Source organism: Methylobacterium planeticum (genome assembly GCF_008806345.1).
Taxonomy (GTDB): Bacteria; Pseudomonadota; Alphaproteobacteria; order Rhizobiales; family Beijerinckiaceae; genus Methylobacterium; species Methylobacterium planeticum.
Map to the genome: position 1 here is coordinate 101,777 of NZ_VZZJ01000001.1, position 13,699 is coordinate 115,475.

Annotated in this window: 11 protein-coding genes; 8 read left to right on the top strand and 3 right to left on the bottom strand. The window is 68.0% G+C overall.

Annotation, left to right across the window (positions count from 1 at the left end; translation table 11 throughout):
* The first annotated feature begins 107 nt into the window (after positions 1-107).
* Positions 108-2,381 carry a ComEC/Rec2 family competence protein gene (locus tag F6X51_RS00485; protein ID WP_150960910.1) on the top strand — a complete coding sequence of 758 codons (2,274 nt, stop codon included), beginning with the start codon at positions 108-110 and terminating at the stop codon, positions 2,379-2,381.
* On the opposite strand, the gene lexA is transcribed toward F6X51_RS00485, so the two are convergent.
* On the bottom strand, positions 2,375-3,100 hold the full coding sequence (lexA, locus tag F6X51_RS00490; RefSeq protein WP_150960912.1) for a transcriptional repressor LexA: 726 nt from the start codon (positions 3,098-3,100) through the stop codon (positions 2,375-2,377). The genes F6X51_RS00485 and lexA overlap by 7 nt on opposite strands.
* A gap of 410 nt (positions 3,101-3,510) precedes the next feature.
* On the opposite strand from lexA, the gene F6X51_RS27635 reads away from it, so the two are divergent.
* Positions 3,511-3,666 (top strand): hypothetical protein, encoded by a 156-nt coding sequence (locus F6X51_RS27635; RefSeq protein WP_191969966.1) that lies wholly within the window; start codon positions 3,511-3,513, stop codon positions 3,664-3,666.
* Positions 3,667-3,698: 32 nt separating this feature from the next.
* Here the strand turns inward: F6X51_RS27635 and F6X51_RS00495 are convergent, their stop codons facing one another.
* Positions 3,699-4,586, bottom strand: coding sequence for a DUF4399 domain-containing protein (locus tag F6X51_RS00495; protein ID WP_191969967.1), 888 nt, complete (start codon positions 4,584-4,586; stop codon positions 3,699-3,701).
* Between the two features lie 172 nt (positions 4,587-4,758).
* Between F6X51_RS00495 and F6X51_RS00500 the strand changes: the two genes are divergently transcribed.
* Positions 4,759-6,615 carry an SUMF1/EgtB/PvdO family nonheme iron enzyme gene (locus F6X51_RS00500; RefSeq protein ID WP_150960914.1) on the top strand — a complete coding sequence of 619 codons (1,857 nt, stop codon included), beginning with the start codon at positions 4,759-4,761 and terminating at the stop codon, positions 6,613-6,615.
* Positions 6,616-6,625: 10 nt separating this feature from the next.
* Here the strand turns inward: F6X51_RS00500 and F6X51_RS00505 are convergent, their stop codons facing one another.
* Entirely contained in the window at positions 6,626-7,318 is a 693-nt protein-coding gene (locus F6X51_RS00505) for a Crp/Fnr family transcriptional regulator (protein ID WP_150960916.1), read from the bottom strand.
* Positions 7,319-7,542: 224 nt separating this feature from the next.
* Here F6X51_RS00505 and F6X51_RS00510 point away from each other — a divergent pair, with 224 nt between their 5' ends.
* The 5 genes from F6X51_RS00510 to F6X51_RS00530 all read left to right on the top strand — a co-directional run bounded on the left by F6X51_RS00510 (position 7,543) and on the right by F6X51_RS00530 (position 13,487).
* Positions 7,543-9,885 (top strand): ATP-binding protein, encoded by a 2,343-nt coding sequence (locus tag F6X51_RS00510; RefSeq protein WP_150960919.1) that lies wholly within the window; start codon positions 7,543-7,545, stop codon positions 9,883-9,885.
* Positions 9,882-10,253: a response regulator gene (locus F6X51_RS00515; protein WP_150960921.1), complete on the top strand. Its 372-nt coding sequence runs from the start codon at positions 9,882-9,884 to the stop codon at positions 10,251-10,253. Before F6X51_RS00510 ends, F6X51_RS00515 begins: the two co-directional genes overlap by 4 nt.
* Positions 10,246-11,415, top strand: a complete 1,170-nt coding sequence (locus F6X51_RS00520) for an adenylate/guanylate cyclase domain-containing protein (RefSeq protein ID WP_246696547.1) — start codon at positions 10,246-10,248, stop codon at positions 11,413-11,415. The genes F6X51_RS00515 and F6X51_RS00520 overlap by 8 nt, the downstream gene beginning before the upstream one ends.
* 29 nt (positions 11,416-11,444) lie before the next feature.
* Positions 11,445-12,461 carry an alpha/beta fold hydrolase gene (locus tag F6X51_RS00525; RefSeq protein WP_407658395.1) on the top strand — a complete coding sequence of 339 codons (1,017 nt, stop codon included), beginning with the start codon at positions 11,445-11,447 and terminating at the stop codon, positions 12,459-12,461.
* A 234-nt stretch (positions 12,462-12,695) separates the two neighbouring features.
* Positions 12,696-13,487 (top strand): hypothetical protein, encoded by a 792-nt coding sequence (locus F6X51_RS00530; RefSeq protein WP_150960922.1) that lies wholly within the window; start codon positions 12,696-12,698, stop codon positions 13,485-13,487.
* The last annotated feature ends 212 nt before the right edge of the window (positions 13,488-13,699 follow it).

Here is a 13,699-nt window from a genome sequence, read left to right on the forward strand (position 1 = left end):
CGACCAGCCCAACCGCGCGCCTGTAGCATGCGCGAGCGGATGCGTTAAGGAATCGTCGCGGCAGCCGATTTGTTCAGCGGCTCGACCCGACCTCGACATGGCGGCCGATGAACGAGCTGCGCACAGGTTTGACAGAACGGGCTCTCGCCGTCTTCGCACCCGTTCGCGGGCCCGCGCTTCACGCGTGGATTCCGGCCACTGGCGCGTTCATCAAACGGGAATTGGCGCTGGAGGCCGAGCAGCGACGCCTCTTCCCCTGGCTCGCCGTCGCGTTCGGGGGCGGAATTCTCGTGTTCTTCACCGTGACCGACGGTATGCCGAACCTCTGGGCGCCGGTCGCCGGTGCCGGCATCGGCCTGACACTGGCGGCCTATCTCGGAGCCTACCCGGTCAATCGTGCCGTCCTTCTGGTCCTTGCCGCCGCGTGCCTCGGCTTCGCCGCTGGAACCTGGCGGGTCGCGCAGATGGCGGGTCCGATCCTGAGTCGCACGAGCATCGCACCGCTCACGGGTTTCATCGAAGCGCTCGACGAACGGGACGAGGGGGCACGCCTCATCGTGCGTGTCACCCGCTTCGGTACGCTCGGCGAGTCAGAACGGCCAAGCCGCGTCAGGGTCTCGTACCGCAAGCCCCAGACGCTCAGACCCGGTGATTTCATCGCCGCGACTGCGCGCCTTCTACCGCCGCCGGAAGCGGCGCGACCCGGCGGTTATGATTTCGCCCGCGACGCATTTTTCCGTGGCATCGGCGCGGTCGGATCATTGACCGGCAAGATTGAGGTCCGGCCCCCACCCGGGCCAATCCCCTTGAGCCTCCGCCTCGCTGCCGCGATCGACGACGCGCGCAATGGCCTGACGCGTCGCATTACGGATGCGAATGGCGGCCAAGCCGGTGCGGTCGCGGCCGCGCTCGTCACCGGCAAACGCGGCCTCATCGCGCAGGAGACCAACGATATCCTTCGCGCCGCAGGCATCTACCACGTGGTCTCAATCTCGGGCCTTCACATGGTGCTGGCCGCCGGGGTCGTATTCTGGCTGCTGCGCGCGCTTCTGGCGCTCTTGCCATCCTTCGCGCTGCACCTGCCGATCAAGAAACTCGCGGCCGGCGTCGCGATGATTGGGGTGACGGCCTATTGCGCCTTCTCGGGCTGGGACATCGCGGCGGAACGTTCGCTCATCATGACGTTGATCATGCTCGGAGCGATCCTGGTGGATCGGCCCGCCCTGAGCATGCGGAACCTCGCGCTCGCTGCCCTCGTGGCCCTCGCGCGAGAGCCGGAGGGCGTGCTCGGACCGAGTTTCCAGATGTCGTTTGGGGCTGTCGCCGGGCTCATCGCCTGCGCACGTTGGCTCGATGGACGGCTTCTCCGTCGCGAGGGATCCGGATGGCTGGTGCGCGGCGTCGCCTTCGTCACTTCGGCTGTCATCGCAACCCTCCTGACGACGCTCGTCGCGCAGGTCGCGACGGCGCCGTTCGCGACCTATCACTTCCAGACGATCCAACCCTTCGGCCTCGTGGGGAACGCCCTGACGCTGCCGCTGGTCTCTCTCGCGGTGATGCCCGCGGCGGTCATCGGCATACTGGCCTATCCCTTCGCCCTGGATCTGCCGATCTGGTGGATGATGGGCCTTGCCGTGCGCGGCATGCTGTCGATTTCGGGCTGGATCGCGGGGTTCGGGCAGGCCAACATCGTGGTGCCCGCCTTCGGCGCCGGCGCGATGGGGCTGCTGGCCTGCGGGCTGCTTCTTGCGACGCTGCCGATCTCACGACTGCGCTGGCTCGCAGTGCCTCCAACCTTTCTCGGCCTTGGGTTTGCCGCGATCCCCGAACGTCACGACATCTTCGTTGACCGCGACGGACAGGGGGCGGCCGTCCGGAGCAGGTCGGGCCGCCTCGTGGCGCTCGGCAAACCATCCGATTTCGTGCTTGAGCAATGGCTCAAAGCAGACGGCGACAATCGAAAACCTGCTGCCCTCGCGGATGGTGCGTCGTGTGACCGGCTCGGCTGCACCGTCGAGGCGTTCGACGGGCGCAAGGTCTCCTGGGTCCGGGACAAACGTGCTTTCAGCGAGGATTGTGCTCGTGCCGACGTGCTGATCACCGCACGGATTGCTCCAGCCGGATGTCCCGCCGCTCTGGTCATCGACAGAGCCCATCTTGGCCGCCACGGCGCAACCGCGTTACGCCTGACCGCAGACGGTGCTGTCCTGAGTCATGCACGATCGGAACAGCGGGTTCCCCCGTGGCGCGCCAAAGCCCATACGGACATCAACGTGCCAAGTAGTTCCGTTCCCCTGATACAGGAAGCTCCGCAACCCGATGCGGAGGTATCCGAAGACACGGATCCTGCGCGGGAGACGCGCCCGCAGAACCTTCAGTAACGACGCACCAAGCTCACGAGGCGTCCCTGGATCCTGACCCGATCCGGCCCGAGTACACGCGTCTCATAAGCGGGGTTGGCGGCCTCGAGGGCAATCGACGAACCGCGACGGCGCAACCGCTTCAGAGTGGCCTCCTCGTCGTCGATCAATGCCACGATGATGTCCCCGGTATTGGCCGTCTCCTGCTTGCGGATCACCACCAGATCGCCGTCGAGGATACCGGCCTCGATCATCGAATCTCCGCGGACTTCCAGAGCGTAGTGTTCTCCGCCCGCCAGGAAGTCCGGCGACATCGTGATGGAGTGACTCTGATTCTGGATCGCTGCGATCGGCGTGCCCGCCGCGATACGGCCCATCACCGGGATCGTCATCGCACGCCCGTTCTCGTCGGTAGCCTGCGTGACCGGCGCCTTCGGCCCCGCGGTCTTGGCACGACCGCCCTCGACGACGCTTGGCGTGAAGCGCCGGACCTCGCCCTGCTGACCCGTTGCGGACGCCGCAAGGCTCTCCGGCATCCGGATCACCTCGATCGCTCTCGCCCGGTTGGGCAGGCGCCGCAGGAACCCGCGCTCCTCCAAGGCCGTGATGAGCCGGTGAATGCCGGACTTTGACTTTAAGTCGAGGGCGTCCTTCATCTCGTCGAAGGACGGAGGAACACCGCTCTCGCGCATCCTCTGCTGGATGAAGCGGAGCAGATCCAGCTGTTTACGCGTCAGCATCCGGCAAACTCATTTATCAATGCTGCCCCGTGACAGGCAGCCGAAGAAACAAACCACGAACACGTTAAACGTTCCGCAAGTGTTCTGCAAGGGTGGCCGGCGCGCATCGAAGCGGCGCGTCACCCGGCAACGTACCACCTGAGCCGAATTCACGCCCTCCGGCAGAGGGGCGGCTCAGATCACACAACGAGTTTGGGACGACCGGGTCGAGATGAGGCTGCCCAGCCAGTCGATCAACGGCATTCGCGCCCGACCTGCGTCGAAGCGGCGCCGGTCAGTGTGATGCGGATCACAGTCCGGATGCTCGACCCGGCGTATCGCGGTCTGAAGAGCCGTCGCTCTTCCGCGAAGTGATGTTCCTTCGAGGCCGATGCCGATTGTCGAGGTCTCCGATGCAAAGGATCAGCGCCATGACCGTGATTCTCATCGCCGCGATGGCAACAGCGTGGTTTGCGGTCTCACCGCGAGAGCCGGGGATGCAGGTTCACGCGTCGGCCGGCATCAACATCGCCGAAATGATGAAGAGCATCCGCGTTCAACCGGGTCAGGCCTACGATGCGTTCTGAAGAGGAGCGGCCTGCTCAGGGCGCACCGATCGTCACCGGGAACGCGCATGTTTTGCGCGGGATCGACGCCCGGAGCGTGTCACCAGGACTTTGATCGGCTCCGACATGACCACCGGTGAGTGCGGGATGTGATCGGCGTCGGCGAGAACAAGCTGAAGGGTGTGCGTGCCGAGTGGTAGCGTCACTTGCGCTTCGGTTTGCCCCAAACCGAAATGGAGATGATTGAAGTCATTCGGAATGCGCTCGTCGGGCGACCGCAACGGTGTATCGATCAGGAGATGATGATGGCCGGTATTCGCCTTGTCGAAGCCCGCCGGTGCAACGCCCATCCCCACCAGTCCGAACCGGATGGTTGTCTTGCGCGAAATGACGGCGCCGTTTCGAGGTTGCACGAAGTAGACCCGAGCGCCCGGGGGCGACGACTTGCGCGCCTGAGGAGCGCTGGCTGCCGGAGAGGTACTCGGTGCCGTGGTATCAGCAACGCGAATTTTGACGATTTCGGATGCGACGGGCGGATTGTGCGGTACGTGATCTTTGTCGGCGAGGAGCAATTGCAGCGTGTGCTCGCCCGGAGGCAGATCCACCTCCGCCTCGGTTTGACCGGCGCCGAAGTGCAAATGATTGAAGTCATTCGGGATCGGCCGGTCGACGGGGGGGGCGGCGACGTCGATCAGCAGGTGATGGTGGCCGGAATTGATCCGGTCGGAGCCGGCAGGCGCAACGCCCATGTTGCGCAAACCGAATCGGATCATCGCTTTGCGAGGCAGCGTCGCGCCGTCCTTGATGTCGATGAAGTAGACGGCGGCCCCGGGAGCCGATGGAGTCCGGTTGACCTTGTTGTCCTGCGCGAGACTGGTGCCGGCGGTGAGCATCAGCGGGACGAGGAGAAGCCGGGAGGTCCACTGTGTCCTTGCCAGCATCCCACGCCTCCCGTGCCAAGCAAAGCATCCATACCGATCAATAGGCGCATGATCGCACTGCCGGTAGCCAAACGAAAAGGTGCTACGTCGGTACTCTTTCGGGCGAAAGCGGTACTCAGAAAGAGATATCGATCTAAGGTAAGCGTATGATTTGCATCTAAATACGCTTCGTATGAAACAATGCATCATCGCTGGTGCCCGATTCGGAACCACGGCGCTGAGTTTTGCGACTTCCGGGCCTCCCTCGATGTTAGGAAAATCGACTCGTCTGATCGATGGTGCCGCACGGGTACGCGTTTCGGCGGCGAATGGATCAAATAGGCGACGTCAGCCTCCGCGGATGACAATCCCCGCGATGCGCGCGCTTGCGACCGTGTTCACGGTCGCGTTCATCCTCCTGTCGATACTCGATGGAGTGCGCGCCGAGGGGACCATAGGTGCGGGCCGGCGATTTGCCCTCCTGATCGCGAATGTCCGGTATCCGGACGCGAATGCGCCGTTGCCGAGCATTGGAAAGGATGCGCGCCTTCTCGCGGATGAACTTCGGCGAAACGATTTCGACGTCGAAATCCGGGAGAATCTGACCCGCGAGGACACGCAAATCGTCCTCGACGGGTTCTACTCCAAGATCAATGCCGGCTCCGCGGCCCTGTTTTACTTCGGCGGTCTCGGCATACAGGTCGGCCGTCAGAGCTACCTTCTTCCAGTCAATGCCCAGATCTGGTCGGAGACCGAGACGCGCCGCGACGGTATCAACCTGGATGCCGTGCTCACGGAGATGAACCGCCGGGGCGCCAAGGTGAAGATCGGAATCGTCGATGCGGCGCGCGCGAATCCTTACGAGCGGCGCTTCCGCGCCTCGTCAGCCGGTCTCGCACCGGTCGACGCGCCCGAGGGCACCCTCGTCCTCTTCGCGGCGGCGCCCGGGAGGGTTCTGCGCGAGGGCACCAGCGATGTCAGCCTGTTCATGGGGGAACTGCTGAAGGAGTTGCGGACCCCGAACCTCACCGCTGAGGAAGCCTTCGCCCACACCCGCATGGGCGTGTCGCGCGCCTCGAATGCCGAGCAGGTTCCCTGGGTAGCCTCGTCGCTGATCGAGGACTTCCAGTTCGCGAAGCCCGGGAGCGGCATGGCCCAGGCGCCGAGCGCTCAGAGCGTGCGGCTCCCCGACAGCGAACCGGCTCCTCCACGGCCCCCCCGACAGCGGCCGCCCACGCCGGCAGCGGCTCCTCCGCAGGTGCAACCGGCGGCGCCGCCACAGCCCCCGACCGTCGTCGCGGCGATTCCGCCGGTTCCTGTGGCGCCGCCGAAGCAGAAGTCCGCCGAGACCATCCGTGATTGCGACGACTGCCCCGAGATGGTCGTGCTGCCGGCCGGGTCGTTCGAGATGGGCTCGGCCAGCACGCCGTTCGACCGGCCTGTGCGTCGCGTCACCTTCGCGAAACCCTTCGCGATCGCCCGCTACGAGACCACGGTTGACGAATGGAATCGCTGTGTCGAGGCCGGTGCCTGCAAGTTTCGACCGCCTGCGGGAGCAGTTGGCAACCAGCCGATCACGAATGTGAGTTGGTACGACGCCAAGGATTACGTCGCCTTCCTCTCGGCCAAGACGCACCAGACCTATCGACTGCCGACCGAGGCCGAGTGGGAATACGCGGCACATGGCGGCGCGACCTCTGCGTTTGCCTGGGGGCAGCAGGTCGGCGCCGGCAAGGCCAATTGCCGGGATTGCCGCTCGGGGACGAGCCCGCAGATCGTCGAGGCGGGGCACTTCCCGCCGAACGGGTTCGGCCTGTTCGACCTCGCCGGCAACGCCGCCGAATGGGTCGAGGATTGCTGGTCCGACGATTACCGCAATGCCCCGCAGGACGGCTCGGCGTCGCTCCGCGGGTCCTGCGGCCAGCGCGTCCTGCGCGGAGGTTCCTTCGATAGTTCAGCGGCTTACATAAAACCGTCGGCACGCTTCCGCTACGATGCGGACGTCCGCTACTACGCCAACGGGTTCCGGGTGGTGCGGGCGATGCCCTGAGCCGGGCCGCTCACCAGTCGCTGTCGCGGGCGTCGTGGCGGCCGGCGTGTTTGGAGAGGGCTTCCTTGTTGCGCAGCATGATGCAGCCGCGCTTGAGGTCGAGGTGCCCGGCCTTGCGCCAGGCCTGGAGCTGGCGGTTGACGCTCTCGCGGGTGCTGCCGACATAGGCGCCGAGCTGTTCCTGCGAGATCTGGATCTCGCTGCCGAAGTCCTCAGCAAGCACAGTTAGGCGGCGCGCAAGACGCGTCGAGAGGGGCAGCACGGTCATCTCGTTCATCTGGCCGGCAATGTAGCGGACACGCGCGCAGAGAAGCTCGATCAACTTGATGGCGATGGCGGGTTCGCGCGACAAATAGCTGAGAAGGTCGGAGCGCCGCAGCACGAATAGGTCCGTCGGCTCCATCGCGAGGGCGTCGGCGGTGCGCGGCTGGCCGTCGAGAAGGGCGATCTCGCCGAAGATGTCGCCCGCCCCGAGGGTGTTGAGAACGACGCGCTTGCCCGCCTCGCTACCGGTCTCGATCAGGATCTCGCCCCGGCGGATGCCGTAGAGGGCGTCGCCTAAGTCGTTCTCGCGAAACAGAACTTCGCCAGCGCGCAGGGACCGGGTGGTGCTCATCGCGGACAGCGTCTCCACCACCTCCGGACCGAGGTCGGAGAAGAGCGGGTTGAGGCGGAGCAGCACGCTGAAGTCGGAACTTTTCATGAACGGACTCGCAACTTCCGCCCAACGCCACCGTGCGGATTTGTTCCATTCGTAGGGGGGACGACAGGGGCCCTCATTCACGAATGTTATATCGCGAACCTTCAGCCAAGCCGACACTGGTGGTTCGGCTCAGGCCGGCCTGAAGCGGGCCGGCGTCGCGCGGAGGAGGGGATCATGGTGTCCCGCGCATCGGAGCGGCCGCGGCCCCGTCGCCGGACGGCCCCGTGAGCCTGCGCGCCCGCGTCGCGAAGCAGGTCCTGTACAGGTCCTCCTGGCGCGGCAGCCTCTTTCGCAAATACGTCCTGACCCTGGTGAGCCTCGTGGCGCTGGTCCTGTCGATCAATGCCGGCGTCGAGACCTGGATCCTGTATCGCCAGACGCGGGCGCAGGTCACGCATGCCCAGACCGACTACGCCGCCGCCGCGGTGACGGCGGTCCAGAACGCCCTCGCAGAGATCGAGCGGGAGGTGAGCTGGGTCACCCGCGCCAGCGCCGTGACGCTGGCGCAGCACCGGGACGATTACGACCTGCTGCTGCGGCAGGTGCCGGGCGTGCTGGCGGTCGCCTTCCTGGACGGGGCGGGGCGCGAGCAGGTGCGCGCCCGGCGCAGCAATGCCGCGGCGCCGGATCCGGCGCCGGAGACCGGTGCGGCCGGCGGACCGGCCGGTTTCGGCAAGCCCTACTTCGTCGGGACCGAGCCCTATGCGCCGCTCGCCATCCGGCATTCGGGGGCGAATGCCGGGATGACGGTGGCGCAGGTCAGCCTGCAGGGCCTGTCGGGGGCGTTGCCGCCGGGGCCGCCGGGCCTGAGCGGGGCCGCCTACGTCGTCGATGGCAGCGGGCGGATCCTCGCCCGCACCCCGAAGGCGCCGGAGGAGATCGGCGCCGAGATGACGCGGCTGCCGCAGGTCGCGGCGGTCGTCGAGGGCGGCGGCGAGGCCGGCATGATCGGGCGCGATCCGGCGGGGGGCCTCGTCCTCGCCTCGCCGGCCGCGATCCCGACCCTGCCGGCGAGCGTCGTGGTCGAGCAGCCGCTCCTCGAGGCGATGGCGCCGATCCGCGACCTCCTGTTCCGCCTCGCCTCGCTCCTGGCCTTCGGCCTCGTGGTGGCGATCTGCGCGAGCCTCGTCCTGGCGCGCCGGCTGATCGTGCCGATCCGCGCGCTTCATGCCGGCGCGGAGCACCTCGCGGCGAACCGGTTCGACCACCGCATCGATCTGAAGACCGGCGACGAGTTCGAGCACCTCGCCGACCGCTTCAACCACATGGCCGACCAGCTCTCGGGCTCCTACGCGAAGCTGGAGGACGAGATCGAGAAGCGCACGCGGGCGCTCGCCCGCTCGGTCGAGGAGCTGAAGAGCCTCGAGGCGGCGGGCCGGGCCATCGTGTCCTCCCTCAACCTCGACGAGGTGGCGGCGGCGGTGGCGGACCGGGCCGTGGCGCTGACGGGGGCGGAGGCCGGGGCCGTCTACCTGATGACGGACCTCGTCGGAACCCTCGCGCTCGCCGGGGCGCGGCCGGGCCCGGGCGCGTTTCCCCCCAATCTGACGCAGGGCGCGCTGGCACTGTTCGGCGCGGCACCCGACCAGAACACCCAGCGGATCCCGGACCTCGCCGAGGCGGCGTGGCTGCCGGGCCCGGATCTGAAGGCGGCGGGCTTCGGGTCCGGCCTCGTGGTGCCCCTCGCCGACAAGGAGGGCCCGCTGGGCCTCGTCCTGCTGCTGCGCGCCGCCGAGGGCACCTTCGCGGAGGCCTCCGCCAAGGTGGTCCAGACCTTCGCGCACCAGGCCGTCCTAGCGATCCGCAACGCGCGCCTGTTCCATCAGGTCGACGAGAAGGGCCGGGCGCTCGCGGTGGCCGACCTGCACAAGACCCAGTTCTTCGCCAACATGAGCCACGAACTGCGCACGCCCCTGAATGCGGTGCTGGGCTATTCCGAGCTCCTGGTGGACGGCCTCTACGGCCCCCTCAGCGACCGGGCCCTCGACGCCCTGGAGCGGGTCCAGATCAACGGCCGCCACCTCCTCAGCCTGATCAACGACGTCCTCGACTTCACCAAGATCGAGGCTGGCTCCCTGAGCCTGAGCTTCCAGGACTACTCGATGCGGGCGGTGATCGAATCGGTCGCCGCCGCGGCCGCCTCCCTCGCGCAGAACAAGAACCTCGCCCTCACGGTGGCGGTCGCGGACGACCTGCCGCTCGGCCAGGGCGACGAGCGGCGCCTGACGCAGGTGCTGATGAACCTCGTGGGCAACGCCATCAAGTTCACCGAGGCGGGCACGGTCCGGGTCGAGGCCGAGGCGGAGGGCGGCTGGTACACCGTCACGGTGCGGGACAGCGGCCCCGGCATCGCGCTCGAGGACCAGGCCCGGATCTTCGAGGAATTCCAGCAGATCGACAGTTCCAGCACGCGCAAGCAGGGCGGCACCGGGCTCGGCCTGTCGATCGCCCGCAAGCTCGTGCTGCTGCATGGCGGGCGCATCGAGGTCGAATCCGAGCTCGGCCAGGGGGCCGCCTTCCGGGTGATCCTGCCGATACGGGCGAGTGAGGAAAGGCAGGCCGCGTGACGAAGCGAATCCTGGTGGTGGAGGATACCGAGGACAATCGCCGCATCCTGCGCGATCTCCTGACCTGCGCGGGCTACGCCCTGATCGAGGCCACGGACGGGGGCGCCGGCGTGCGGCTCGCGCGCCAGGAGATCCCCGATCTCGTCCTGATGGACATCCAGCTGCCGGTGATGGACGGCTACGAGGCGACGCGCCACATCAAGGCCGACCCGGCGACCCGGCACATCCCGGTCGTCGCCGTGACCTCCTACGCGCTCTCCGGCGACGAGGACAAGGCGCTGGCGGCCGGCTGCGACGGCTACGTCGCCAAGCCCTTCAGCCCGCGCAAGATCCTGGGGCTGGTGCGCCAGATCCTGCAGGATGGCTGAGCCGCAGGGACCCGCGACCATGCCCCCCCGCATCCTGGCCGTCGACGACGCCCCGGAGAACCTGGAGATCCTGAGGATCCGCCTGGAGGCGAGCGGCTACGGCGTCGTCACGGCGAGCGACGGCGAGGAGGGACTGGCGCGGGCGCGCGAGGGCGGCTTCGACCTCATCCTCCTCGACATCATGATGCCGAAGCTCAGCGGGATCGACGTCCTGCGCCTCCTCAAGCAGGACGAGACGCGGCCCTTCGTCCCCGTGATCCTCCTCACCGCGCGCGCGGAGACCCGGGACATCGTCGCGGGGCTCGACGCGGGCGGCGACGATTACCTGACGAAGCCCTACGAGCACGCCGCCCTGATGGCGCGGGTGCGCTCGATGCTGCGCATCAAGACGCTCACCGACACCGTGCGGGCTCAGGCCGAGCGCCTCGAGGCGCAGGCCGCGGAACTCGCCCGCGGCAATGCCGAGCTCGCCGCCCGGGTCGCCGAGCAGGTCGACGAGATTGCGCGCATCGGCCGCCTCCGGCGCTTCCTGTCGCCGCAGATCGCCGACCTCGTGGCGGCGGAGGGGGCGGAGAGCGCGCTCCTCGAGAGCCACCGCCGCGAGATCTCCGTGGTGTTCGCGGACCTGCGCGGCTTCACGGCCTTCACCGACACCGCCGCCCCCGAGGACGCCCTGCAGGTGCTGCGCGAGTACCACGCCGCGATGGGGGCCGTGATCGCGCGCTTCGAGGGCACCCTGGAGCACTTCGCGGGCGACGGCATCATGGTCTATTTCAACGACCCGCTGCCCTGCCCGGACCACCCGCAGCGGGCCCTGCGCATGGCGCTGGAGATGCGGGAGGCGGTCGGCGCGCTCTCGCGGGCCTGGGAGGGACGCGGCCATCACATCGGCTTCGGCATCGGCATGGCGGTCGGCTACGCCACCCTCGGCCAGTTCGGCTTCGAGGGCCGCCTCGAATACGGGGCGCTGGGCAGCGTCACCAACCTCGCCTCGCGCCTCTGCGACGAGGCGGCGGCGGGCCAGATCGTGGTGAGCCAGCGCGCCCAGCATCTGACCGAGCCGTGGGCGGAGGTCCGCGCCCTCGGTCCGCTCACGCTCAAGGGCTTCCACCGGCCGGTCACGGCCTACGAGCTCGTCGGCTGGCGAGAGCCCGCGCCGTGATGCGGCCGGCCCGCCGCCGGATCCTGGCCTTGGCCCACCTCGCCGGGGCGCTGGCCTGCCTCGCGGGGGCGCCGGCCTGCCTCACGGGGGCGCCGGCCGGCCTCGCCGGGGCGCGCGCCGCCCCCGGATCCGAGCCGAGCCCACCGGAGGAGAGGGATGCTGCGATGCCCGAGGTCAGCTATCGGACGGTCGAGGTCGGCGGCCACGCGGTCTTCTATCGCGAGGCCGGCCCGCGCGACGCCCCGGTCCTGCTGCTCCTCCACGGGTTCCCCTCGTCGTCGCGCATGTACGAGCCCCTGCTGCGGCGGATGGCGGGCTCCTACCGCCTGATCGCGCCGGATTTCATCGGCTTCGGCCACAGCGCGGCCCCCGACCCCGAGGCCTTCGCCTACACCTTCGATCATCTGGCCGAGGTGCTCGACGGCTTCACCGCGACGCTCGGATTGAGGCGCTACAGCCTGTTCCTGCAGGATTACGGGGGTCCGCTCGGGTTCCGGCTGGCGCTGGCGCATCCCGAGCGGGTCGAGGCCCTGGTGATCCAGAACGCCGTCGCCCACGAGGACGGGCTCGGGCCGCTGTGGGACAAGCGGCGCGCCTTCTGGGCCGACCGCAAGACCCACGAGGCCGCCCTGCGGGAGAACTTCCTGTCGCTCGCGGCGACCCGGCAGCGCCACCTCGGGAGCGATCCCGACCCCACCGCCTACGACCCCGACCTCTGGACCGACGAGTTCGCGTTCCTGAGCCGGCCCGGCCAGGACCGGATCCAGACCGAGCTGTTCTACGATTACCGGACGAACGTGGCGAGCTATCCGGCCTGGCAGGCTTGGCTGCGCCGGCACAAGCCGCCGCTCCTCGTCCTCTGGGGACGCTACGATCCCTCGTTCCAGGCCGCCGAGGCCGAGGCCTACCGCCGCGACGTGCCCGACGCGGAGGTCCACATCCTCGATGCCGGCCACTTCGCCCTCGACGTGAAGGCCCGCGAGATCGCCGCCCTCGTCGGCGCGTTCCTGCCGCGCCGGGCCGGCGCGGCGCCCCGGAAAGAGTGAGGGGCGCGGCAGGTCGCTCAAGCCTCGGCGCTTTCCACGCGGACGGGATCAGCCCCGAGGCGATTGGCGAAACGGTCGCGGCCTGGATATTTGATCAATTCCGTCCAAATAGTCAGTTTTCGGATGTCTTCATGAAATTTTTCGTATCTCGTCGACGGAGATATCGGAAAAACTTCAATTCTCGGTCATCGATCCTATGATCGGCTGCGGTCGACGATTCGCCGGAGCCCGATCTTGATCTTGCACGAATCCGGGGCGAAGCCATCGGCCGGTTGGTATCGGGCGATCCTGAGCCGGCTGGGGTGGCTGGCTCGGGCCGAGGTCATCAGCGCCATCGCGGCCTGCGCGGCGGCCGCCATCGCCTTCTACGAGGCTTATGGCGCTTCGCAGGACGCCGAGGATGTCAGGGTCCAGCTCGGCGAGGCCCGACTGGCGCGACGTGCGACGGAGGATATCGCGGGGAGCGCGCGATCCTCCGCCAACGCCTATCAGGAGCAGGCCGACCACCTGCGGCGGCTGATCGAGACGGCCGACCAGCAGCGAGCGGCGCTGGAGCGGGCGTCCCGGGCGGCGGAAGCACAGGTCGGCGCTCTGAAGGAGGAATCGGCGCGAACCTGGCGGCCTCGCATCTCGATCCGGAGCGTCAGTCTCGGCGACATGATCGTGGGACAGGCCATCCGACAGGACTTCAAAGCCGAGAACACCGGCAAGGAAGAGCCGCACCAGATCCGGATGGCATCCCACTCGTTCTTCTCGGAGACCGATCCGCCCTTGCCCGAATTCCCGGATTGCGACACGTCGGTCTACCGCTTCGATCGCATCTCCGCATTCGGTCAGGGCAACTTCTACGCGCGGACCCCGTGGTCCCTCGATGCGGGCACCCTGAAGAAGTACCGGGACGCGCGCCTCGTCTACACCACCTGGGCTGCCATCTGCTACGATCCGTCGGACGGCAGCGTCCATCGCACGACGGTCTGCGTGACGTTCGACGCGAAGGGCCGTTCGGATTTCTGCAAGCCCCGATAGAACTGCCCTCGGCACAATTGGGAGGGATCGTCACCGCGTCCCCGGACGAACGACGGCCCCGTCACGCACCGGAATCGCGGGTCTGCGCGATCGCGGGGCCGGGCATCGGACCTCGACCGGCCTCGTCCCCGGCGGCGTCGCGTGACGCCGGCTCCGGGTCATCGTCGCGGCGTCGCGTCGGCCGGAGCGGCAATCCGCGGCTGGGGCCCCGG

What these genes read in the sequence shown, in the direction of transcription:
- lexA (WP_150960912.1), bottom strand. Translation starts at nt 3,100, where the DNA reads ATGCTGACGCGTAAACAGCTGGATCTGCTCCGCTTCATCCAGCAGAGG.
- F6X51_RS27635 (WP_191969966.1), top strand. Translation starts at nt 3,511, where the DNA reads ATGACCGTGATTCTCATCGCCGCGATGGCAACAGCGTGGTTTGCGGTC.
- F6X51_RS00495 (WP_191969967.1), bottom strand. Translation starts at nt 4,586, where the DNA reads ATGCTGGCAAGGACACAGTGGACCTCCCGGCTTCTCCTCGTCCCGCTG.
- F6X51_RS00520 (WP_246696547.1), top strand. Translation starts at nt 10,246, where the DNA reads ATGGCTGAGCCGCAGGGACCCGCGACCATGCCCCCCCGCATCCTGGCC.
- F6X51_RS00500 (WP_150960914.1), top strand. Translation starts at nt 4,759, where the DNA reads ATGAAACAATGCATCATCGCTGGTGCCCGATTCGGAACCACGGCGCTG.
- F6X51_RS00485 (WP_150960910.1), top strand. Translation starts at nt 108, where the DNA reads ATGAACGAGCTGCGCACAGGTTTGACAGAACGGGCTCTCGCCGTCTTC.
- F6X51_RS00505 (WP_150960916.1), bottom strand. Translation starts at nt 7,318, where the DNA reads ATGAAAAGTTCCGACTTCAGCGTGCTGCTCCGCCTCAACCCGCTCTTC.